18 protein-coding genes are annotated in these 23,102 nt (G+C 35.2%); 11 read left to right on the plus strand and 7 right to left on the minus strand.

Features of this window, described 5'->3' with window-relative positions; translation table 11 throughout:
* Positions 1–13 precede the first annotated feature (13 nt).
* Positions 14–1,159: a hypothetical protein gene (locus tag DWB61_RS13635; protein ID WP_125031470.1), complete on the plus strand. Its 1,146-nt coding sequence runs from the start codon at positions 14–16 to the stop codon at positions 1,157–1,159.
* A gap of 69 nt (positions 1,160–1,228) precedes the next feature.
* Here the strand turns inward: DWB61_RS13635 and glmM are convergent, their stop codons facing one another.
* A complete protein-coding gene (gene glmM / locus DWB61_RS13640; RefSeq protein WP_125031471.1) occupies positions 1,229–2,617 on the minus strand; it encodes a phosphoglucosamine mutase in 1,389 nt (462 codons plus the stop codon).
* Positions 2,618–2,923: 306 nt separating this feature from the next.
* Between glmM and DWB61_RS13645 the strand changes: the two genes are divergently transcribed.
* Positions 2,924–4,231, plus strand: coding sequence for a pseudouridine synthase (locus DWB61_RS13645; protein WP_125031472.1), 1,308 nt, complete (start codon positions 2,924–2,926; stop codon positions 4,229–4,231).
* A 74-nt stretch (positions 4,232–4,305) separates the two neighbouring features.
* Here DWB61_RS13645 and DWB61_RS13650 read toward each other — a convergent pair whose 3' ends face one another.
* The 3 genes from DWB61_RS13650 to DWB61_RS13660 all read right to left on the minus strand — a co-directional run bounded on the left by DWB61_RS13650 (position 4,306) and on the right by DWB61_RS13660 (position 7,132).
* A complete protein-coding gene (locus tag DWB61_RS13650) occupies positions 4,306–4,650 on the minus strand; it encodes a DsrE family protein (protein WP_125031473.1) in 345 nt (114 codons plus the stop codon).
* Between the two features lie 12 nt (positions 4,651–4,662).
* A complete protein-coding gene (gene selD, locus DWB61_RS13655; protein WP_125031474.1) occupies positions 4,663–5,703 on the minus strand; it encodes a selenide, water dikinase SelD in 1,041 nt (346 codons plus the stop codon).
* Between the two features lie 148 nt (positions 5,704–5,851).
* Complete coding sequence (locus DWB61_RS13660) at positions 5,852–7,132, minus strand: S41 family peptidase (RefSeq protein ID WP_125031475.1); 1,281 nt, start codon at positions 7,130–7,132, stop codon at positions 5,852–5,854.
* 244 nt (positions 7,133–7,376) lie between these two features.
* Here DWB61_RS13660 and gpmI point away from each other — a divergent pair, with 244 nt between their 5' ends.
* The 8 genes from gpmI (at position 7,377) to DWB61_RS13700 (ending at position 17,195) form a co-directional block, all read left to right on the plus strand.
* Positions 7,377–8,903, plus strand: coding sequence for a 2,3-bisphosphoglycerate-independent phosphoglycerate mutase (gpmI, locus tag DWB61_RS13665; RefSeq protein WP_125031476.1), 1,527 nt, complete (start codon positions 7,377–7,379; stop codon positions 8,901–8,903).
* Positions 8,904–9,100: 197 nt separating this feature from the next.
* Entirely contained in the window at positions 9,101–9,685 is a 585-nt protein-coding gene (locus DWB61_RS13670; protein ID WP_125031477.1) for a DUF3109 family protein, read from the plus strand.
* A gap of 617 nt (positions 9,686–10,302) precedes the next feature.
* A complete protein-coding gene (locus DWB61_RS13675) occupies positions 10,303–11,676 on the plus strand; it encodes a dipeptidase (protein ID WP_125031478.1) in 1,374 nt (457 codons plus the stop codon).
* A 431-nt stretch (positions 11,677–12,107) separates the two neighbouring features.
* The gene (locus tag DWB61_RS13680; protein ID WP_125031479.1) at positions 12,108–12,887 is read left to right on the plus strand and encodes a DUF4382 domain-containing protein; all 780 of its coding nucleotides are present in this window, start codon (positions 12,108–12,110) and stop codon (positions 12,885–12,887) included.
* A 271-nt stretch (positions 12,888–13,158) separates the two neighbouring features.
* Positions 13,159–14,052 carry a GTPase Era gene (gene era / locus DWB61_RS13685; protein ID WP_125031480.1) on the plus strand — a complete coding sequence of 298 codons (894 nt, stop codon included), beginning with the start codon at positions 13,159–13,161 and terminating at the stop codon, positions 14,050–14,052.
* 129 nt (positions 14,053–14,181) lie between these two features.
* Positions 14,182–15,492 carry a ribosome biogenesis GTPase Der gene (gene der, locus DWB61_RS13690; RefSeq protein ID WP_125031481.1) on the plus strand — a complete coding sequence of 437 codons (1,311 nt, stop codon included), beginning with the start codon at positions 14,182–14,184 and terminating at the stop codon, positions 15,490–15,492.
* Positions 15,493–15,863: 371 nt separating this feature from the next.
* Positions 15,864–16,592 carry a hypothetical protein gene (locus DWB61_RS13695; RefSeq protein ID WP_125031482.1) on the plus strand — a complete coding sequence of 243 codons (729 nt, stop codon included), beginning with the start codon at positions 15,864–15,866 and terminating at the stop codon, positions 16,590–16,592.
* Positions 16,593–16,601: 9 nt separating this feature from the next.
* The gene (locus DWB61_RS13700; RefSeq protein ID WP_125031483.1) at positions 16,602–17,195 is read left to right on the plus strand and encodes a response regulator transcription factor; all 594 of its coding nucleotides are present in this window, start codon (positions 16,602–16,604) and stop codon (positions 17,193–17,195) included.
* A gap of 182 nt (positions 17,196–17,377) precedes the next feature.
* On the opposite strand, the gene DWB61_RS13705 is transcribed toward DWB61_RS13700, so the two are convergent.
* Together DWB61_RS13705 and rlmH are read right to left on the minus strand one after the other, a co-directional pair.
* Positions 17,378–21,037, minus strand: a complete 3,660-nt coding sequence (locus DWB61_RS13705; RefSeq protein WP_125031484.1) for an ATP-binding protein — start codon at positions 21,035–21,037, stop codon at positions 17,378–17,380.
* Between the two features lie 144 nt (positions 21,038–21,181).
* A complete protein-coding gene (gene rlmH, locus DWB61_RS13710) occupies positions 21,182–21,655 on the minus strand; it encodes a 23S rRNA (pseudouridine(1915)-N(3))-methyltransferase RlmH (protein ID WP_125031485.1) in 474 nt (157 codons plus the stop codon).
* 257 nt (positions 21,656–21,912) lie between these two features.
* Here rlmH and DWB61_RS13715 point away from each other — a divergent pair, with 257 nt between their 5' ends.
* Positions 21,913–22,308: a DUF4783 domain-containing protein gene (locus DWB61_RS13715; RefSeq protein ID WP_125031486.1), complete on the plus strand. Its 396-nt coding sequence runs from the start codon at positions 21,913–21,915 to the stop codon at positions 22,306–22,308.
* Positions 22,309–22,367: 59 nt separating this feature from the next.
* Here the strand turns inward: DWB61_RS13715 and DWB61_RS13720 are convergent, their stop codons facing one another.
* Positions 22,368–23,069 (minus strand): uracil-DNA glycosylase, encoded by a 702-nt coding sequence (locus tag DWB61_RS13720; RefSeq protein WP_125031487.1) that lies wholly within the window; start codon positions 23,067–23,069, stop codon positions 22,368–22,370.
* Between the last annotated feature and the right edge of the window lie 33 nt (positions 23,070–23,102).

Raw genomic sequence — 23,102 nt, forward strand, 5'->3', positions numbered from 1 at the left:
TAGGAAACAAGATATGAAAAGAATAATATTATTTGGCCTAACACTGTTATTGTGTAACTCTTTGAGAGCACAAAGTGAGCTGAAAAAAATTGAAGTTTTAAGTAGTAATAACACTCAGCTGGTATTTGATCACACATACCAAAAAATAACAGATTCTCTTTCGACATCGGATTATGAAGAACTGAAGAAATATGTGTTGGATGATTTAAAACTTAAGAATACGAGTGAACCAGAAATGTTTTTTGAACTAATGACATGGGTAAGTAGTCAGTGGAAACATAATGGATGGAATGCTGCTGACAAAAGTTTAACAGCTCTTGATATCCTTAAAAATGCAAAGGCTGGCGAGCAATATAGGTGTGTTGAATATGGAAAGGTATTAAAAGATGTTTTACTTTCTTTTGGATATATTTCCAGAGCAGTCAATTTACGATCTGTTGATGTGGCTTATGGTGGTGGTGGTATGGGACATGTTGCTACCGAAGTATGGTCAAACAATCTGCAGAAATGGATTTTTCTAGATCCTCAATTCAATGTTTATGCCAAATATCAAAATGAGATTTTAAACATCTACGATATTTTCAAATTGAAAGAAAAGGCTGAGTTTAAAAATATTGAATTTCTTAATGTCAGCATTAATGAATTGACTGAAACATACCCAAAGTTCATCACAAGGTATCTGGGGTATATAGGTGTATATCAAATTGCAAAAAACAATACTTATGGTCTTGTTCTCCAAATGGAGGGTAAAGATGAGTATTTGACATTTCAGAGTATGCCCAGTGGGAGGAATGTATTTACTAAAAACAAGGAGTTAATTTATCATGACATAAATCGTTGCATGGTCATCATTAATTATCCCGAAAATGAGCTTAAACGCTCAAGAAATAAAATGAAAGCCTGTGATATTAAAACAGCAGAAGCTTTTAAAGAGAACATGTGTCTTTTTGCAGCAAGACCAAACTTTAAACTATCACTCTTGAATAATATGCCTTGGTTTGATAAGTATGAGGTTTATTTGAATGATAAAGAGATTGAGGTTAAAAATAATGGTTGCGACATTGTTTTGCCAGAAGGTATAAATGAATTAAAAGTAGTTGTGGTTAATAAAATTGGTATCAAAGGAGTTCCCACTCTAATGAAAATTAGATACCAATAGGGTTGTTTGTAGAAAAGGTGCTGAAATTAATATTTCAGCACCTTTATAGTTTATTATTCGTTGCTTGTGTTAAGCTATAATCTCCTTAATTTCAGAGATGATCTTTTCAGCTAAGGCATTTGCTTTGGCTTCATCCTTACTTTCAGAATAGATACGAATGATAGGTTCAGTATTTGATTTACGAAGGTGAACCCACTCTTCAGCAAAGTCAATTTTTACCCCATCGATATCGTTTACCTTTTCGTTCTTGTATTTTTCTTTCATGGCTACCAAAATAGCATCGACATCAATTTCAGGAGTCAACTGAATTTTGTTCTTCGAGATAAAGTAGCTTGGGTACTCTGCACGAAGTTCCGATACTTTTTTCCCTTTCTTAGCCAGATGCGTTAGGAATAATGCGATCCCAACCAAAGCATCACGACCATAATGCGATTCTGGGTAGATGATACCACCATTACCTTCGCCACCAATAATAGAATTCTTTGCTTTCATCTCAGTAACAACATTAACTTCACCAACTGCTGAAGCTGTATATTCTCCATTATGAGAGATTGTTACATCAGCTAAAGCACGAGTGGAAGACATATTAGATACCGTGTTTCCTGGTGTGTTTGATAATACATAGTCAGCAACTGCTACAAGTGTATATTCTTCACCAAACATGCTACCGTCTTCACAAACCATAGCTAAACGATCGACGTCTGGATCTACAACAAAACCCACATCAGCCTTACCTTCTCTCATTACATCAGCAATGGCAGTTAAATGCTCAGGTAGTGGCTCTGGATTATGTGGAAAGTGACCGTTAGGCTCGCAATAAAGTTCTATCACATTCTCGACGCCTAATGCTTTTAAAAGTTGAGGAAGTACGACTCCACCAACTGAATTAACAGCATCGATAGCGACAGAGAAGTTTGCTTTTCGAATAGCTTCAACATCAACCAGTTTTAAGTCAAGTACTTCTTGAATATGTCTTTCGTTGTAATCAGTTACGTGGGTAACTTGACCTAAATCATCAACATCAGCAAAAAGGAAATCTTCATTGTCAGCAATGGATAAAACCAATTTACCATCTTCGTCGTTAAGGAATTCCCCTTTTTCATTTAATAATTTAAGGGCATTCCATTGTTTGGGGTTGTGACTTGCCGTCAGGATAATTCCACCATGAGCTTGTTCACTGGTTACGGCGATCTCTGTAGTAGGCGTTGTTGCTAATCCAATTTCAACCACATCAATACCTAATCCCATAAGAGTACCTACAACAATTCTATCGACCATTTCACCTGAAATACGAGCATCGCGACCTACCACAACTTTTACACGTTTACCTGCATGACGTCTGATAGCCCATGTACCGTATGCTGCCGTGAATTTTACAATGTCGAGAGGACTTAGTCCGTCTCCAACTTGGCCACCAATGGTACCTCTAATTCCTGATATTGATTTAATTAATGCCATATTTTGTATTTTTTGAATTGTAATTTTTATTGAGAAGTGTATTTCGTGTTATCTCCTCTGGATTTTTTTATAAAATCATGTAAAAATAATAAACTATTAGTTTGAAAACATAAGAATGTAAGTAGATTATCAATTTATTGCTTGATACCTTCATCAGATCTAGTCTTATCTGCTTAATAAAAATTAAAAAGTTTCATCTTTTTTCTTCTAGATCTCTGCTTTTTCCTTTTTCCCTGATATAGAGTAGATATTTGCTGATATTTAATAACTTTGTAGGCTGAAGAATAACGAAAAGTTGTTAAAATAATGGAAGATAAGAAATACGGAAACAAGCAAAGAGGAAAGCAATCGTTCCGTTCATCAAGAAATGAAGAAGGTCGTTTTGACGAATCAAAATTCAATAGAGGACCAAAATCATCGGAAAAAGGAGAGAGATCTGATTCTGAGTTTTCTCATAAGAAAGCTGATAGAGCTGCTAAAAGTGACCGAGCTTATCAGGGGAGAAATAATGATAATCGTGCAAAAAGAAATGAGGATGGTTCTAGCGAATCTCGAGTGAATAGAGCTCCAAGATCGTCTGACAGTTCTGAATCGACACATAAGAAAAATAAGAAAGCTTATAGAGGTAAAAATCAACCAACTCCTAGAAGAGAAGAAAAACGACCTTCTGGTTTGCGTGTTGGGAAATCAGTTGTTCGCCAAGAGAAGGATGAATTTTCTCATAAGGGGACAGAAAGAAGCTATAAGGATAGGAAGAGATTTCAACATAGAGATAATGTTGATCGCTCAGAAGAAACTTTTGAGAAAAAGAAAGTGGCTGAAGAGGGAGAGGATACTTTCCAGGTTAAGAGTCGTTATTCGAAGAAGAAGCAATTGGAGTATAACCGCTTGAATGGTCCTGCTGATGGTATGTTGCGTTTGAATAAATTTATTGCAAATTCTGGCGTTTGTTCGCGTCGTGAGGCAGATAAATTAATTGTTGATAAACAGATCATGGTAAATGGCATTACGGTCACCGAGGTTGGAACTAAGGTGAGTAAAGATGATGATGTTCGTTTGGATGGAGTTCGTTTGATGGCTGAGGCTAAGGTTTACCTTTTGATGAATAAGCCTAAAGATTTTGTTACAACTCTAGATGATCCTACAGGTAGAAAAACTGTAATGGATTTGATTGGAGATGCTTGTGAGGAACGTATTTATCCAGTTGGGAGATTGGATAGAGACACCACAGGTGTACTGTTATTTACCAATGATGGTAATTTGACTAAGAAATTGACGCATCCGAGCTATGAGAGAAAGAAGATTTATCATGTTCATTTGGATCGTAACATTTCCAGAGATGAATTGCTTAAGATTGCTGATGGTTTAGAGTTGGAAGATGGTTTTATTCAGGCTGATGAAGTTAGCTATGTTGATCCTAAGGATAAGTCGCAAGTGGGTATCGAGATTCACTCAGGTAAAAATAGAATTGTTCGTCGTATCTTCGAACACTTAGGGTATAAGGTTGAGAAACTGGACCGTGTTTATTTTGCAGGATTGACTAAGAAAAATTTACCACGAGGAAAATTTAGATTCTTAACTCAAAAAGAGATCAATATCTTGACACATTATTAGTCTTGAGAGATAGATATAAAACAAGCCCATTTGACATTGTCAAATGGGCTTGTTCTTTATATAATTAAGATAGCCTAAAGATTAATCACTTTTGAGGCATCTGCTTGCAGAGTGATAATATCCTGCATAGTTCCTTGGATTCCGACTTCTACTTTATCTGCAAGTTGATAAAAGTTTAAACAGGTTTTGCAGATAATCATCTTTACGCCTGCTTTTTCCATTTCTCTTAATGTGTCGAGAACTGGAGAATCTGTGCAGGTTAATTGAACGCCAGCATTATAGAATGTGATAATTTTGGGCAGTTGTTCGTTACTTAGGCTTAGTTTTAGATAGTTCGAAATAAGGATAAGGCCTAACTCTTCGTTGCCAGTTCCCATTCCGTTTTTATCAATCTGAACTAAAGTATTTGAATTGTTCATATTTATTTAGGCTTATTTTATGTTGATGTAAGCTTCTGTATTATTTGTTCGCGCTGAAAGCTCTCCAATTGATTCCAAAATGAATCCTTCTGATTTGGCTATTTCTTTAAATTCAGCAATGTGCTCATTTTCAACAGCAACAAGCAGTCCTCCACTGGTTTGAGGATCGCAAAGTAAAGCCTTTTGCATTTCGGTAATTTCACCCACTAAGTGACCGTATGAAGCCCAGTTTCTTCGCGTTCCTCCCGGAGTCGATCCTTGTTCAATCAGAGCTTCTACGCCTTTCATTTTTGGAACATCTGCATAGTTGATTGTAGCATTAACATTTGATCCTTCACAAATTTCACTTAAGTGACCTAATAAACCAAAACCTGTGACATCAGTCATTGATTTAATGTAATCAAGTTTACCAAAAACCTGACCAACCTTATTTAAACTACACATTAAATCAACCACAATCTGGTTGTCTTCGTGAGCGATTAATTGTTTCTTTTCAGCAGTCGTGAATACACCAATTCCAAGAGGTTTTGTTAGGAAAAGGCTACAGTTTGGTGTTGCCGTATTATTTTGTTTGATTCGGTCAGTTGATACAATACCGTTTACCGATAGACCAAAAACAGGATCGGAAATATCAATAGAATGACCACCTGCCAATTGGATGCCAGCATCAGCACAGACATCACGAGCACCTTCAATAACTTGTTGAGCCAATTCGGTTGGCAATTTATCTAATGGCCAAGCCAAAATAGCAAGAGCCATAATGGGTTTACCCCCCATAGCATAAACATCGCTAATGGCATTGGTTGCTGCAATTCGACCAAAGTCGTATGGATCATCAACAATGGGAGTGAAAAAATCAGTCGTACTAATTACAGCTGTACCGTTTCCTAAATCGAAAACAGCGGCGTCATCCTTACTATCGTTACCAACTAATAAATTTGGATCTTTTATATGAGGCGCACTCGATTTTAAAATAATTTCTAAATCTTTTGGCGATATTTTACATCCACAACCGGCTCCCGGACTGAATTGCGTTAACTTCTTAGTTTCCATCGAAAGTGAATCTTATTATATTCTTACTGATAATATTAGGGCGCAAAGGTAGGGCTTTTTTGTTTGCATGGTATTTTGATCAGCAACAAAATAAAAGAGGTAACTAGAATGGCTACCTCTTTATCTTTAATTTTGTTTGCTCTATAGATTAAAAAGCACTAATCAATTCGTCTAAACCTTTGCGAACGAATTCACGTTTATATCCTTTTTTTGCTCTGGCAGTCACGGCTGGGAATGCGTTATTGTTGATGTAATCGAGAGCTGCTTTTAAATTGCTTTCGTCAATATCTCCCCAATCGTGAGTGGTATCATCCTCTACTGCATGATCCACAGGAATACCATTAAAATAATACCCCATATTATTTTTATCAGTAATATGGAAGGTTATTGGCAAAACGGCAAGGTTGAATTTTTCAACTTCGAAGACGTTCATTCCAACCGGTTTTCCATGGGTTTTACTACCAATAAGCTTGATGTTTTCGGCTCCCATATAGGGTTTAAGAGAATTAATAACCAATTCGCTGGCAGATGCAGTTGCAGCCGTTGTGATTACAAATACTCGATTGAAACCATATGCAGAAGCTTGATTTGAGAAGGCTTCATTAAAGTTTTCTGAAGATTTAGATTCATTGAAAATGTATTTTGAGAAAATTTCACCTTGGTAGGTATTACCTGAAATTAGGCCTGCAAGTTGGTTCGCAATTTCTGTACTTCCACCGCCATTATATCTCATATCCAGCACCAATTCTTCAGCCCCTTCAGCGTTAAAATAGTTGAAAGCTTCATTTAGTTCTGCTTTAGAACTTCCTAAAAAGCTGTCAAATACAAGGTAAGCCACTTTTTTGCTCTGACCAGGAATCATGGTACTATTAATCACCGTATTTTGATTCATCTCTTTTTTTATAAGATCGAGTGTTTTTTGCTCACCAGAATTGTTTTCAAAAAGTAATGAAACAGAATTATCTCTAAGTTTATCTCTAATTTGATCTTCATTCATCGAGCTGGTAGTCTGATTGTTGATTTCTAAAAGTTTCCAAGATCGCGTAATACCAGCATCATAGAGTTGAGATTGATCGTAAACAAGGCTAACTCGAGGCGTATTATTTCCTTCTTCAAATTGTAAATCGAAACCATAACCCGTGTAAGTTCCGTTGTTTAGGAATGCCAAAAGCGCATCTAGATTGGCAATGAAACTCCATTTATCCTGATCAACCAATAAATCATTGAAATAGGTGTTTAAGTCATTGTAATTGCTGACATCCAACGAAGGAAGTTCATCATTCCATAAATACCATTCTTTCATAATTTCATCAAGAACTTCAACTACTGTTGTTTCTTCTTGTTTATCGTTATCATCATCTTTTTTACAAGCAGTAAGAATAAAAAGAAGTAAAATGGCGAATAGCCACGATTTATTGAATTTGATCATTGGGGAAATTTTGGATTAGAATATTGATTTAAATTTCAAAGTTAATATTAATACGTAGAATTTTAAAAACAAGTTGTTAAAGATACCTTCCTTGAATCTGAAGGGGTTTTGAATATTTCTATTTAAGCAAACGTTTTCGATGTAAAATAAAGGTTTTCAGGATGGTAAGTTCTTTTATTATTGGGAATATTAAGGTAGTTTTGCAAAAGGAATATACAAATACTGAATAATCAAAATACTACAAATGGCTGATAATAAGAAAGCTTTATTGATGATCCTTGATGGATGGGGAATAGGGGATAAATCCAGTTCGGATGTTATTTCAACAGTAGAAACACCATATATTGATAGTTTGTTAGCAAAGTATCCAAACTCAGCTCTACAAGCTGCGGGTAATTTTGTTGGTTTACCTGTAGGACAGATGGGTAATTCAGAAGTTGGTCACCTAAATATTGGTGCTGGACGTGTTGTGTATCAGGATTTAGTGAAGATTAACCTTGCTGTTAAAAATGATACGATTAAAGAAAACGAGCAGTTGGTAAAAGCTTTTGCTACTGCTAAGAAAAATAATAGCAAGCTTCACTTAATTGGTCTAATTGGTGACGGCGGTGTTCATTCTTTAAGCTCGCACGCTGTTGCAATCTGTAAGGCTGCTAAAGATTCTGGATTAGAAGATGTTTTCGTTCATGGTTTAACTGATGGACGTGATACCGACCCTAAATCAGGCTTGGAGTTTGTTAAAAACTTTATGAGCGAGATTGAAGGTTCTGCTAAATTGGCATCACTAATTGGGCGTTATTATGGTATGGATCGTGATAATAATTGGGAGCGAGTAAAGTTAGCTTACGATTTATATACAAAGGCTGAAGGTCAATCAGCTATTGACATGGTTAAAGCTGTTGAGGATTCATATGCTGATGGGATATCTGATGAGTTTATCAAGCCTGTTTTTGCAGTTGATGCTGACGGTAATCCTTTAGCAATAATTGAAGAAGGCGATGTGGTGATTTGTTTCAATTATCGCACCGACCGTTTGCGCCAGATGACCACTGTTTTCTCTCAAGAAGATAAGCAGGAATTTGGTATGCATACCATGAAAGTTGATTGGTATACCATGACTTGCTACAATGCTAACTTTAAAGGGGTGAATGTTATTTACGATAAGGATAATGTTCAGAATACTTTGGGTGAGGTTGTATCTAAAGCTGGTAAAAAACAAATCCGTATTGCTGAAACAGAGAAGTATGCTCACGTAACCTTCTTCTTCTCAGGTGGTCGTGAGGCTGAATTCGAAGGAGAAACGCGTTTGATGGTTGCCTCACCAAAGGTAGCAACTTACGATTTACAGCCAGAAATGTCTGCTCCAGAGGTTGCAGATAAGATTACAGCAGAATTGAACGCTCAATCAGCAGACTTTGTTTGTTTGAATTTCGCTAATGGCGATATGGTAGGACACACGGGTGTTTACGAAGCGATTTCAAAAGCCGTTCAGGCAGTTGATAATTGTGCTAAGCAAGTTGTTGAAGCTGCTAAAGCGAATGGTTACGATGTCATCATCATTGCTGATCACGGTAATGCTGATTTTGCTGTTAATCCTGATGGATCACCAAATACTGCTCATTCACTGAATCCAGTTCCATGTATCTGGGTGACTGAAAATCCTAAGAAATTAGAAGATGGTATTTTAGCTGATGTGGCTCCAACTATTATTGATATTATGGGACTTGAGCAGCCTGCTGATATGACAGGTAAGTCTTTGATCGTAAAATAGATTATAAAATATTTAGATGTGAGGCCTGAGAATATAGATTCTCAAAATCAGTCTCAGGCTTTATATCTAAAAGTTTACTGCAATATAAAAATCCGTATTATCTTTGCCGATAGTACGGATTCTTTTTTTTAGCTGATGGGTTTGTTGTAAATAGCTCATCTAAAATCAGAAACCTCAAATTCTAAATATATTATATAGTGTTACAGATAGGAAATGCCATAGTAAGTCTCGATGTGATTGAGAAGAAATTTATTTGTGATTTTGGCAAATGTAAAGGTGCTTGTTGTGTTGAAGGAGATTCTGGTGCTCCATTAGATGAGGATGAGAAGGCAATTCTTGAAGAAATTTATCCAGATATTAAAGAATACCTGACAGAGAAAGGTATTGAGGAGATTGAGAAACAAGGCACTTCGGTGATTGATGCTGATGGAGATTTGGTGACGCCAATCATTAATGATAAAGAATGTGTTTATACCGTTTTTGAAAATGGATTGGCTTTGTGTGGTATAGAGAAGGCTTTTCTTGATGGAAAAATTACCTACCGTAAACCAATTTCATGTTCTTTATATCCTATTAGAATTGAAAAATACCCAGAATTCGATGCTGTGAATTATAACAAGTGGAGTATTTGTGGACCTGCTCGTGAGTTAGGTTTTAAGATGGGAACACCTGTTTATAAATTCTTAAAAGATCCTTTGATCCGTAAATATGGCGAGGATTGGTATAATGAATTGGAATATGCAGCTGAAAATCTAGAGGAAATCTATCAGATAAGACGATAAACTAGTTGTTTAAACAGACTGATTCATAAAGATTAATGAATAGCCGTAAATTGGATGAATGTCCAGATTTATGGCTATTTTATTTTTATTGAATAATCGAATTATTAACTGATTAAGAAACTGCCTAAAACAACGATTGAGAGAATCGTTAAGATAATAAGAGACCAGCTTGAAATGTTTTTAAGGGCAAACTTCTTTAAATAAATGGATCTCGCAGAAATAACTAAAAGAATTAGTGTGCCAAATAAAAAGGGAATGGTTAATAATTCCTGGAATACCCCAATTATTGTTGCGTCATAATGAAATAGATAGCTGTTTAGAAATAATAGCGCGAAATAAATTAGACAAAGAATACTTAATCTGAAGATTAATATTTCAATACCAGTTTTTGAATTGTTCATGTTTCTCTCATATTTAGAATTTCAAGATAAGACTTAAAGATTACAATATTATGATTTGTTAATTTTAAAAATAAGCTGAAGTTTGGCTTTCCAATGATGAATCACCTTATTTAATAACTTTACTGAAGCTTAATTAACGATCTTTAATTGAATTTTGAATTTCGGATTTGTATATTTACCACTCTAAAATTTAAACTCAATTTAAACACATACTACATGGACAACATTAAAGGGTATATTGACGAGAATAAAGATAGATTTCTTGATGAATTATTTGGATTGATTCGCATTCCATCGATTAGCTCGATTGAAGCTAACAAACCAGAAATGTATAAAGCTGCTGAATATTGGAAGCAGTTGATGCTAGATGCTGGTGCTGATAAAGCGGTGGTTCTTGAAACAGAGGGAAATCCAGTAACTTATGGTGAAAAGATTATTGACCCAGCTCTACCAACTGTTTTGGTTTACGGACATATGGATGTCATGCCAGTTGATCCTATCGAACTTTGGGATACCAATCCTTTCGAGCCAGTAGTAAAAGACGGTAAGATTTGGGCACGTGGTGCTGATGATGATAAAGGGCAAGCTTTTATGCATGCTAAGGCTTTTGAATACATGGTTAAGAATGATTGCTTGCCTTGTAATGTAAAGTTTATGATTGAAGGTGAAGAAGAAGTCGGTTCACCTAATCTTCCTAAATTCTGCCAAGAGCATAAAGAAATGCTGAAGGCTGATATCATTTTGGTTTCAGATACAGGTATGATTGCTCCGGATATACCATCTATCACTACAGGTCTTCGTGGTTTGATGTATTGGGAAGTTGAAGTGACTGGTCCTAATCGTGATCTTCACTCAGGATTGTTTGGTGGTGCAGTAGCAAATCCAATCAATGTATTGGCTAAAATGATCACTCAAATGGTTGACGAGAATGGTCATATTACTATTCCTGGATTCTACGATGATGTGATTGAGGTATCAAAAGAAGAGCGTGCTATGATGGCTAAAGCTCCTTTTGATGTAGAAGAATACAAGAAAGCAATTGATGTAAAAGAATTGGCTGGCGAAAAAGGTTATACACCTTCAGAGCACACAGGAATTCGTCCATCATTCGATATTTGTGGTATTTGGGGTGGTTATATTGGCGAAGGTGCTAAAACCGTATTGCCTTCAAAAGCACATGCTAAGATTTCTACTCGTTTGGTTCCTAATCAGGATTGGGAAAAGATCTCTGTTCTTTTCAAGGATCACTTTGAGTCAATTGCACCTGATTCAGTAAAAGTAGTCGTTACACCTCTTCATGGTGGTCAAGGCTATGTTTGTCCAATTGATATTCCTGCATACCAGGCAGCAGATAAAGCTTACACCGAAGTTTATGGTAAGCGCCCTGTTCCTGTTCGTTCGGGTGGATCTATTCCAATTATCTCGACTTTCGAAGAGATTCTAGGAACCAAATCAGTATTAATGGGATTCGGTTTAGAAAGTGATGCGATTCACTCACCAAATGAGAACTTCCCATTGGAGCAATTCTTCAATGGAATTAATACGATTCCATTGTTCTACAAGCACTATGCTGAATTAATGAAAAAGTAAGATTTGAGATAGGAGAGTTTGATTTAATCACATTTATCAATTCTCAGATCTCAAAACTCATATCTAAAATAGAAAGCACTCTCAATTAATTTTGAGGGTGCTTTTTTTTTTGACCTCAATTTTATTGTGTAAAGAGTAAAAAAATAATAGGAATAAATAAGCTTATAGCTTAATTCATCCTTAGTTAAATACACTAACGACGATACTCGAATAATAAGTTTCTCTCAAAAGTTAAGTCGTGTGTAATAATGATCTGATTATTACAATCCTGAGAAATAGTTTTGAAATTATTAAGAAAAAAAAGAGGTTTTGATCGATTAGATCGTTGGGTTATTATGTGTAGTGTTCAGGTGATTAGATGTGGAATTTCATTTGTCCAGTAATAGATAAAGTCGTATACTTGCGATATACACATTTTAAAATCTAATGATATGAGAAAGTTATTTCGAATGATTGGCTTCTGTTTACTGGCAGCGTCAATTTTTTCAGCCTGTGAGAGTGATGATAGTAAAATGGCAAAAATTAAGGTAAGTCTGGTTGATGCTCCAGCAGATTATAAATCGGTTCTAATTGATGTAGCTGATGTAAAAGTTAATTCTGGAGGTTGGCATTCACTTGATAATGTTGAGCAGAAAGTTTACGATCTACTGAAATTAACCAATGGAGAAGAAGCTATTCTAGGTGAAATTGAATTGCCAGAAGGAGAATTGCAAGAGATACGATTGATATTGGGTGATAATAACAAGCTTGGTATAGATGATGTAGAGGTCGATTTAGATACACCTTCCGCATCTCAGAGTGGTCTTAAGATTAAACTCAACACGATGCTTGAGGCTGGTGTTACTTACAAGTTGGTTTTAGATTTTGATGCAGCTAAATCGATCGTTAAAGCAGGTAATTCAGGTAAATATATTCTGAAACCTGTCATTCGAGCTGAAATGGAAGCCCAAACAGGAGCTATTAAAGGTATGATTAATCCTATTGAGACTGATTGTGTTGTGTATGCCATCCTTGGAACAGATAGTATTTCGACCTATCCAAATGAAGAAGGAAAATTTCTAATTCGAGCATTAGAGCAAGGAACATATAGAGTTGTTGGCATTCCTACTGTTGAGAGTGGTTTGACAAAAGTGACTCTTGATAATGTTGATGTGACTGTAGGAGAAGTTACAGACGTTGAAACTCTTAAGTTTGAAGCTGTAGCAAATTAAAACTCATTTTTTAGTTTAAGCAATATTTAAGCACTCTCGATTAATTTTGAGGGTGCTTTTTCTATTGAAAACCTCCAGTCTGATTTTATTTGATGAAGGTGTAAAACTCAAACACAATTAAATCAAACACTTGTTCTTGCCTTACAAGAAAAAGACTTATATTTGCAGATTCAAAATGTTTCGAGATTTTGCCTATAAGTTTTTGGTTTGTTGCTGTTTATGAAAAACAAGAAACCTAAGTTTTAAAGTCACGGAACCTCATAATTACAACATGACAGAAAAAACACCTCATAAATCAGGTTTTGTAAACATCATTGGAAATCCCAATGTAGGTAAATCAACCCTAATGAATAATTTGGTTGGAGAACGTATTTCGATTATTACGTCGAAATCTCAAACAACTCGCCATAGAATTAAAGGGATTGTAAATGGAGATGATTTCCAGATAGTATATTCGGATACTCCTGGTGTATTGAAGCCAAATTATAAGCTTCAAGAATCGATGATGAAATTTTCTACATCGGCTTTAGTTGATGCAGACATTATTCTTTACGTAACCGATGTGGTTGAGACCATTGACAAGAACGAAGAGTTTTTGAAGAAGGTACAAGGAGCTACTGTTCCTGTTTTGTTGATTATTAATAAGATTGACCTAACTGATCAGGCTAAATTGGTTAAGTTGTTTGATCGTTGGAAAGAGAAAATCCCTCAAGCAGAGATCTTCCCTATGTCGGCTAAGGAGAATTTTAACGTTGAGAACTTATTCAACCGTATTTTAGAATTACTTCCTGAAGGACCTCCATATTTTGCAAAAGATGAGGTGACAGATTTACCAGCTCGTTTCTTTGTGACAGAAATTATCAGAGAAAAAATCTTGGTGAACTACGATAAGGAAGTGCCTTATAGTGTTGAGGTTGAAGTTGAGGAATATAAGGACGAACCCAAGATCATTAGAATCATGGCCGTTATAAATGTTGAGAGAACTTCGCAAAAAGGAATTATTATTGGGCACAAAGGTTTTGCTTTGAAAAAAGTAGGAACCGATGCTCGAAAAGATATAGAAGCATTTTTTGGTAAAAAAGTATTCTTGCAGCTTTATGTTAAGGTTGCTAAAGATTGGAGAAGTAAAGATTCTCAGCTTAAGGGCTTTGGTTACCAGAAATAATAAAGTTGATTAGTATCCTTTAGGGATGAGTGATTGAATAGTCTTAGAGAGACGATGTATTCGCTCAAATAAATTTGAATAAGGATTCTTGGCTTTCTTTTGAAAGTAAGAATGAAAAATAATTAAGAAATGGGCAATATAGTTGCAATTGTAGGTCGTCCAAACGTTGGGAAATCTACACTTTTTAATCGTTTAACAGGCACTCGTAAGGCGATTGTAAACGAAACAGCGGGTGTAACTCGTGATAGAAATTATGGTAAGGCAGATTGGAATGGAATCGAGTTTTCATTAATTGATACAGGTGGGTTTTCTGTCAATTCAGACGATATCTTCGAGGATGAAATCCGTAAGCAGGTCATGTTAGCCATTGATGAGTCAGATGCTATTTTATTTGTGCTAGATGTAAGACATGGAATAACCGATTTCGATGAGGCGGTAGCGAAGATTCTTCGTCGTACCAAGAAAAAGGTTTATGTTATTGCCAATAAGGCTGACAATAATGAATTGATTTATACTGCCAATGAGTTTTATTCTTTAGGAATAGGCGATATGGTTTATCCAGTTTCATCGGTAAATGGATCTGGAACGGGAGAAATGCTTGATGCTTTGGTTGGAGATTTTATTGAGAAGCCAGAAGAAGAAGAAGAATTGGATTTGCCTCGTATTGCTTTTGTTGGTCGTCCTAATGTTGGGAAATCATCAACTGTGAATGCCTTATTGGGTGTTGAAAGAAATATTGTTACTGAAATAGCAGGTACAACTCGTGACTCTATTCATACACGTTTCCAAGGTTTCGGTCATGATTTTATCATGGTAGATACAGCTGGAGTTCGTAAGAAACCAAAGGTTAATGAAGACCTTGAGTTTTATTCGGTAATGCGTTCTATTCGTACTATTGAAAGTTCTGACGTTTGTGTTTTGATTTTAGATGCTGTTCGTGGTTTAGAAGCTCAGGACTTGGCAGTTTTAGACATTATTATCAAAAACCGTAAAGGTTGTGTGATCATGGTTAACAAGTGGGACTTACTTCAGAAAGAAACCAATACCATGAAAGAGTTTGAAGCCGAGATTCGTAATAAAATGGCTCCTTTTACCGATGTGCCAATCATCTTTACCTCAGCAGTTGAAAAAGTACGTCTGATTAAGGTTTTGGAATCAGCTATTGAGGTTTACGAAAATCGTGTTCGTAAAATTAAAACTTCAGAGTTGAATAAGATTATGCTTAAGGCTATAGAACACTATAGACCAGCAGCTGTGAAAGGGAAATTTATCCAAATCAAGTTTGTTTCTCAATTGCCGACTTACGCACCAACTTTTGTGTTCTATTGTAACCTGCCTCAATATATCCAGGATTCATATAGACGTTATCTTGAGAATCAGATTCGTGACAATTGGAACTTTTCAGGTGTACCAATTCAGGTCTTAATGAGAAAGAAATAATGCAATTGTTGCTTTTATAAGCTTTATTGTAATAAAATAGTAAACGTGTATTGGTATCGATAGGGATACGAATACACGTTTTTTCCGTCTATTGGTTTTTATATATACCTACATATTGGTATTGCAGTTCAGTTTTACTGAAGTTATTTTTGTCATAATAAAACAAAGCTATAGAAGCCGTAATCAAATGAAGATCGAGAAATCTTTTGCCATAATATTTCTTTTTTAGTGTTAATATTTCATTCGATTTCCGTTTTTCTATTTCATATTTGAGAGCTCCTTTCAGACTAAAATGTCTGTTTTTGAGCTCTCATCTTGTTATCTACAGAATATTGTGTAATTTAAATCTTCAATCAATAAAAAACGATCATATGCGCATTACGAAGGATATGAAAATGGCCAGTGTTATTCAAATGAATTACATGTTGATTCCTGTAATTTATCGTTTTGGAATCAATTTAGGTTTCGGTGATAAAACGGTGAAGGAGATTTGTGATGAGACTGAGATTGATCTTAATTTCTTTCTACAATTGGTTAACACATACCATGATAAAGATTATTTTCCTAAGGAAGAATTGCAGTCAATCCCATCAAAGGATATTGTAGCTTATTTGAAAATGACCCACTCGAGTTATTTGAACGAGAAGCTTACCGAGATTGAAGATTTAATCGAATCATTGCAGCATGCTGAAGCTGAAGATGAGAAGTATATACTCCTGATAAGAAATTTTTACGAAGGATATAAAAATGAATTAACAGAGCATATTTTGCACGAGGAAGAAGTTGTTTTTCCTTATGTATTGGCGGTTGAGGAAATTTGCAGTACGGGTTTTATTTCTGATTCCAATAAAAAGATTTATGAATCATTTTCAATTTCTAGATACCAGGATGCTCATGATGATGTGGAGGAAAAGTTGATGGACTTAAAGACCATCATGATAAAATATTTGACTCCACCTTTGAATACAAGTCTATATCATAAAATTATTCAGTTACTCTTTATGCTGGAACAGGATTTGAATTACCATTCCCGAATTGAGGATAAGGTTTTGCTACCGAAGATGATTTCCATGGAAAAGATTATTACTGAACTGATTTAATTTGAAGCTATGAATAATATTACGATTGTAGTTGCTGAAGCTTCATACCTGATTCAAAAAGGGTTGGATACTATTCTTAAAAATCTAGGTGATAATCAGGTTATTCAGAAAATGGATAAGGCTGAAGGTTTGTTTGAAAGTTTAAGTACGCTTAAGCCCAATATATTGATTTTAAACCCTGATTTGTTGGACGCCAATGCCAAGCTGATTAATGAGGAGTGTGGTAAATTAAAGGCCTGCAAGCTTGTGATTATCTCTAATGATGATGAGGCCGAGAATAAGTATTCTGCTGATGCATTTATCCATTATAATGATGACCAAAACAAGATATTAGCTTGTTTAGAAAGTTTGAAAGATGATATTGATAAGAAGAATAAAAATGTAAAATCAGATGAGCCAATTAGTGCTCGTGAGAAAAATATTTTAAAACACATTGCTCTCGGTTTAACCAATAAAGAAATTGCTGATCAATTGTTTATTAGCATCCACACCGTAGTTACACATCGAAAAAATATTACTCAGAAATTAGGTATAAAATCAGTTTCAGGTTTGACGGTTTATGCTATTCTGAATAATTTGATTGCCATGGATGAGGTTAAGTAAGTGAAAGAGTTAATGAGATTATAGGATACTCCCAATTATTTCCGATTTACTTTTCTTTTGATCAATTATACGTTCTTATTCTGCCAAGTTTAATCCCTGACAACGAGAAACTCTAATCTTATTATCTATAGGCTATCTTTATTTGAGAAGTGTTTTTACTCATTAACTCATGTCCTCATTCACTAAATTATTTTTTTTGGTATTTTGATGTAAAAGCAACTTCCTTTACCTAGTTCTGATTCGACCCATATTTCTCCTCCAGCTTGTACCACGCTATTTTTCACAATAGCAAGGCCTAAGCCCATTCCACTTGACTTTGTAGTGAAGTTTGGATAGAAAAGTCTTCCCTTTATTTTGGGGTCAACTCCTTTGCCATTGTCTTTAACAGAAGTCATCCAATACTCATTTTCTTCTTTCAATTCCACTAAGATTATTCCTTCCTGATCGCTTGGAATAGATTCAATCGCATTATTTAAAAGATTGACGTAGATTCGAACAAATTGCTCCCTGTCAAGGCTAGCCATGGCCTTTTCAATTCCATTTAAGTTTAACTCAATTTCATGCTTGTCGTTTTGATAAAGTGAAAATGCATGTTTTAATATCTCGACCAAATTCAAATCCTCTGATTTTAATTCAGGCATTTTAGCAAAGTTTGAGAATGCCGTAGCAATGGACGAAAGTGTGTCTATTTGATGGATAAGTGTTTCGCTGACTTGCTTTAAGTGCTTACCCCAATCTGGTGACTGATCATCGTAACGACGTTGCAAAAATTGAATACTCAATTTCATGGGTGTAAGTGGATTCTTAATTTCATGCGCTACCTGTCGAGCCATTTCTCTCCAAGCTGATTCTCGTTCTGATTGGGCTAAGAGTTCTGCCGACTGTTCCAAATCAACCAACATCTTATTATATACTCTTACCAAACTCCCTATTTCGTCATTTTTAGTGTATTCAATGGCTGTGCTGTGTGTGCCCAAGCGTGTACTTTGCAATTTGTTTTCGATCAACCTTAATGGTTGAGTAATCTTATTAGAGATGATGACTGAAACAAAAATGGCAATCAAAATCATAAAGAGGTGCAGATTGATTCCTGTAAGGATTAAATTAAAAAGTTCTGATTTTAGATCCTGACTTTTTATGAAGTAAGGGAGATTGATAAAAGCCAAGCGCTGATTGTCGGCATCAACGAGGCTTTCATATGCTGAGAGATATTCCATATTACCAATCTGTTCTTTATGTATAAAGTGAGTTCGTTCTTTATAGAAGAGTTGATAAAACGCGGAAAAATTCATCTGTTCGCCTTGCAGTTTTTTATCAAAAATTTCTTGCCGCGATGAGGCAATTAATTCTCCTTTGATATTGTAAAGATGTATATCGGCAAAGATCAAATTAGATATTTGTTGTAATCTTTCGGTAATGCTATTCTTATCAGGATTGAATTGGAGCTCCGGAATTATTTCCTGCTTTATAATCTGTAATTTCTCACCTAATTCTTTATTGTGCTTATGGTTGAACTGTTCAATATTATAATAAATACTACCTCCTCCTAGTAGAAGGAAAAAAAGCATTAAAACGGCAATTATCGAATATTGTATTCGATACTTAAAACTATATTTTAATCTCAGTCGCCATGGGAATCGCTCTATAAAGCCAATGATTATAGTGAAAATATAGAAAAGAATAAAGATGTAGGGTATGCTAATGAATTTTTTAAACCAGGTAATTTCAGGCGAACTGAGAACAAGAGAATTCTCTCCGAAACGGTAGATCAGATGTGAATAATGATCCAGTTTTTTTAAGGCATGGCTGTCTTTTGAGTTGCCAAAACCAGCATCGTTTAGGTAATAGTTGAATTCGCCAGACGAAGCAATTAGTTTACCCTTACGGTATTTTCCATAGGAATAATCTTTTCCCATTGCCAGAACTCTAAGTTTTTCATCGAGAAGAAGATCAGGATAACCCAGACCTTGCGATCTTGATTTAGAATCGAGACGAATAAAAATACGGTGGCTATCCTTTCCTGATGACTCAATTTCAATCTTCCCCAAATAGGAAACCATCCCATCGTATTCGTTTAAGTTGTAGAAGTTACTGCCAACGATAATTTCACCGTTCTTAAGAATCATTTCCTCGAAGAATTCATAGCAGTTTCGAATTTGATTATCAGGTTCTACATTTAGTTCATCTTTTTCACCACAAATTGTGATTTGTATGTGGAATTGTTCCCAGTAGCCAACTAGGAAATTGGTTATCAGGTAGTCTGTGATTTTAATCTCGTTGGAAACAAGACTTTTACAAAGCTGCTTTAAATTGGGATCAGAGGTTATTTGTTTTTCTAGTTCTATAAGTAAAGCTTCTGATGTAGGACTGTATTCAGAATATAAGTTAAGTGTTTCGAGAACACGCACCTGTTTTTCCTTTTGATCCGAAAATGTGTTTATTCGATTGCCAATAAAAATAGAAACACAAAGTAGTAAGCTGATGAAAAAGGTGTGAAAGTAATTAGGCCTAACAAACTTATCGATGAGAATAATTGCTGATAATAAAGAGAATTCGAAAGCTAATTCCAACCGATCAATAGGCATACCCATTATTTTTTTTAAAAGGAATATGATGCCAAAGAAAAGGGTGATTACTAAAAACCTAAAGGGTATTGAGATCTTATCTTTAATACTTCTATTGGTGAGTTTACCAAGAAGAATAAGGCCATAAAATAGTTGAATCAATACCACTAAACCTAATATGGAATAGATCCAATTGCTTTTAATCTCAAACATCTGGAAGGATAAACTCGAATCTAAAACCAGGTTTTTAAAGAGAATGCTGATGGTCGCATATAGAAGATAAAAGAATATCAGATTTATGAATAAGAAAATATAGTTGTATGTCAGAGCTCTATTTCTTAGCATAACCTGATAAGGGAAATACTTAGTGTAGGCATAAATAAAACTGAATATGAAGAAGCTGTTTATGGCAAAGTCTCCCAAGGAAGGAAAGTAGAATGAAGATGCGAAAAGGACCGGTGAGAAGAGCTCCATACTTGAAAAAATATTGGGAATACCTTTGCTTAGCATGATATATCGGATCCAGATCAATAGAAAACCAAAGGCTAGAATACCGATGCTGCGGAACCATAGTTTTTTTCGCATCCTAATGATTTGAATAGCTAATAGAACACCAAACAGTAAACTTAATAAGTAGAAATAGACCGCCTTATTAAAATCGGGTTGAGATAGAAAATTGTCCTTTTCTTTTTCTAAACTGAAGAGTGCTTTCCCTTTGCTATTTTTGATTGCATTCGGGTCATTATCATGAATATGTATAATGAAGGAATCGGATAAATTGAATGCTTTTGCAAAATGATTTTTTAGGTATTTATTCTCATAAGTATATTGCCTTTGTATCAATATCAGTCCTATAAGCTGTTTTTGGGCAAGCTTCGTTTTTTTGATGTAAAACCAGGCATTGTCAATGAATTCAATTTGAGATTCGAATTCTTTATTGATAATGGAAAGCGGAAGGTTGATTGAATTATTACTCCAATAAATCAAGCTGTCATTCTCAACTGCAAATAATGATAGTTCCTTATTTTTTAGTTCAGCTTCTTCTTTACTGAGGTTATCATTTTCAGGAATAAACTCATTTTGTTTCGATAAAGTCTCAGCCAGGTAGCTTATATATTTATCAAGTAAGGCTTCTTTTTCAAGGAAAACTTTCTGAAAATGATAAAGTTTAGTTTCTGAATTCTTATCTGTATTCGCCTGGTTATCAATCCTTGTTCCAATAAGGATTGAAAGAGAAAAGAGGATACTTAGAAAGATGATGAGTTTGTTTTTTTTCAAGACCTGGAATATAAGTGATGATAGATGAATTCAATCCAGATCCTTTGAACAAGTTTGATGCCAATTCTTTTGAAACATCAATTATTTAGCTGATTTAGATCGAAATTTATACAGCTCTTAAATTAGCATAATTTAGTGAGATGATCAAACGTGATGATAAGGTTCGTTGCGCAGGATTGTCATTGCTCTGTAAAGCTGTTCTGTAAATATCATGCGAATCATCTGATGTGAAAAGGTCATCTTGGAAAGGGAAATTTTACCCTGTGCTTGCTGGTAGACCTCTGGAGAGAAGCCATAGGGACCACCTATTACAAAAATAAGGTTCTTGATACCGCTAAGCATTTTTTGCTCGATAAATTGCGAGAAAGCTGTTGACGAAAATTCTTTGCCACCTTCGTCCAATAGAATCATTAAATCACCACTTTTTACTTGTGCCAAAATCAATTCGCCTTCCTTTTGCTTTTGCTGCTGCTCCGAAAGATTCTTGGTATTTTTGATATCAGGAATAATCTTCATCTCGTAAGGCATGTAGTGTATCAATCTCTTTTGATATTCCTCAATGCCTTTTATCACAAAGTCTTTATCTGTTTTTCCAATGACAAGTAAGGTGGTTTTCATATTTGATATGCTGATTTATTAAACAAATTTCAGAGTTTAGATTAAACTATTTACTCTTTCATTCGTCTATGATAAGTGACAAAGTTTTTGATAGGACAAAGATAGGATCAGAAGATCTGAAATAAAATATAAAGTGTCCTTTAATCAGGATAATAAAGTGAAAAGATAAATTTTTAGTACTTTCTTATTACCTTGCGTTTTAAATTCAGCATGGTATTTGTTCTAGTGAGTTTGAATTTAAGATAAACATTCATTTTATGAGATTTTTAAAATACATACTTATCATTACTATTCAGGTTTTGAGTATTACAGCCTTTGCGCAGCAGAGCCAAGATTTGCCCGAGGGATTGGTAACTGCTTTCCAACAAGGGAACAGTATTAGTTTGGCCAATTTCTTTAGTGATAGAATTGAGTTGAAGATTCAAAACAAGGAAGCGATTTATAGTCGATCGCAAGCTAAGCAGATAATGGCTAAGTTTTTTGCGCAATGTAAACCTAAGAGTCTAAAGAAAAAGCATATTGGGGGTAAACCTAACTCGCCTTACTTTATTGGAACCTTATTCACCAATAATGGCAACTATAGAACCACTTTCTTGTTAAAGGGAGATGGGGATAAGGTGGTCATTCATCGATTGAGTTTAGAACTCGAATAGAATTTAAATGAAGGATATAAAATTAGGGGCTATCGATAATTTGATAGCCCCTAATTTATTTACAAGTCTAATCTTTTTTGTGCAGTGTTATCTTTCAATTCCCAGTCGATTGGTTCCAATCCTTGTTTGATTAGGTAGTTGTTGGCCTGACTAAAAGGCTTGCTGCCAAAGAATCCTCGGTGTGCCGATAGTGGAGAAGGATGAGCCGACTTTATGATGTGATGCTTTCTGCTATCAATCTGTATCCCTTTCTTTTGAGCATAGGATCCCCATAGGATAAAAACAAGTTTTTCTCTTTTCTCAGATAAAGCTTTGATGGCTGCATCGGTAAATTCTTCCCAGCCTTTTTTCTGATGCGATCCTGCTTCATTTGCTCTAACTGTTAGCGTTGCATTAATCAGAAGAACACCTTGTTTGGCCCAATCTTCTAGATTGCCCTTACTCGATATGGGAATTTTTAAGTCTTTATTTATCTCCTTATAAATGTTTCTCAAGCTTGGCGGAAATCTCATCTCATCATTTACCGAGAAAGCCAAACCATTAGCCTGTTTAGGGCCATGATATGGATCCTGACCCAGGATAACAACCTTTATATCCTCGAATGGGCATGTGTTAAAGGCCTTGAATATGAATTCCTGAGGAGGATAGATCTCATTCTCTTGATATTCAGTATCAACAAAATGTTCTAATTGTTTAAAGTAAGGCTTTTCAAATTCAGTTTCAAGATTCGCTTTCCAGCTATCACTTATATTTTTATTCATAATTTATTCGGTTTTATGCGAAGATACGACTAA

It is taken from the genome of Ancylomarina euxina, assembly GCF_003863355.1.
GTDB lineage: Bacteria > Bacteroidota > Bacteroidia > Bacteroidales > Marinifilaceae > Ancylomarina > Ancylomarina euxinus.

Excerpts from the sequence above, each read along its gene's own strand:
- DWB61_RS13650 (WP_125031473.1), bottom strand. The coding sequence starts at position 4,650 with ATGAACAATTCAAATACTTTAGTTCAGATTGATAAAAACGGAATGGGA.
- DWB61_RS13715 (WP_125031486.1), top strand. The coding sequence starts at position 21,913 with ATGAGATTTTTAAAATACATACTTATCATTACTATTCAGGTTTTGAGT.
- DWB61_RS13680 (WP_125031479.1), top strand. The coding sequence starts at position 12,108 with ATGAGAAAGTTATTTCGAATGATTGGCTTCTGTTTACTGGCAGCGTCA.
- DWB61_RS13700 (WP_125031483.1), top strand. The coding sequence starts at position 16,602 with ATGAATAATATTACGATTGTAGTTGCTGAAGCTTCATACCTGATTCAA.
- DWB61_RS13695 (WP_125031482.1), top strand. The coding sequence starts at position 15,864 with ATGCGCATTACGAAGGATATGAAAATGGCCAGTGTTATTCAAATGAAT.
- der (WP_125031481.1), top strand. The coding sequence starts at position 14,182 with ATGGGCAATATAGTTGCAATTGTAGGTCGTCCAAACGTTGGGAAATCT.
- DWB61_RS13645 (WP_125031472.1), top strand. The coding sequence starts at position 2,924 with ATGGAAGATAAGAAATACGGAAACAAGCAAAGAGGAAAGCAATCGTTC.
- DWB61_RS13675 (WP_125031478.1), top strand. The coding sequence starts at position 10,303 with ATGGACAACATTAAAGGGTATATTGACGAGAATAAAGATAGATTTCTT.
- selD (WP_125031474.1), bottom strand. The coding sequence starts at position 5,703 with ATGGAAACTAAGAAGTTAACGCAATTCAGTCCGGGAGCCGGTTGTGGA.
- DWB61_RS13660 (WP_125031475.1), bottom strand. The coding sequence starts at position 7,132 with ATGATCAAATTCAATAAATCGTGGCTATTCGCCATTTTACTTCTTTTT.
- rlmH (WP_125031485.1), bottom strand. The coding sequence starts at position 21,655 with ATGAAAACCACCTTACTTGTCATTGGAAAAACAGATAAAGACTTTGTG.
- glmM (WP_125031471.1), bottom strand. The coding sequence starts at position 2,617 with ATGGCATTAATTAAATCAATATCAGGAATTAGAGGTACCATTGGTGGC.
- DWB61_RS13635 (WP_125031470.1), top strand. The coding sequence starts at position 14 with ATGAAAAGAATAATATTATTTGGCCTAACACTGTTATTGTGTAACTCT.
- DWB61_RS13720 (WP_125031487.1), bottom strand. The coding sequence starts at position 23,069 with ATGAATAAAAATATAAGTGATAGCTGGAAAGCGAATCTTGAAACTGAA.
- gpmI (WP_125031476.1), top strand. The coding sequence starts at position 7,377 with ATGGCTGATAATAAGAAAGCTTTATTGATGATCCTTGATGGATGGGGA.
- era (WP_125031480.1), top strand. The coding sequence starts at position 13,159 with ATGACAGAAAAAACACCTCATAAATCAGGTTTTGTAAACATCATTGGA.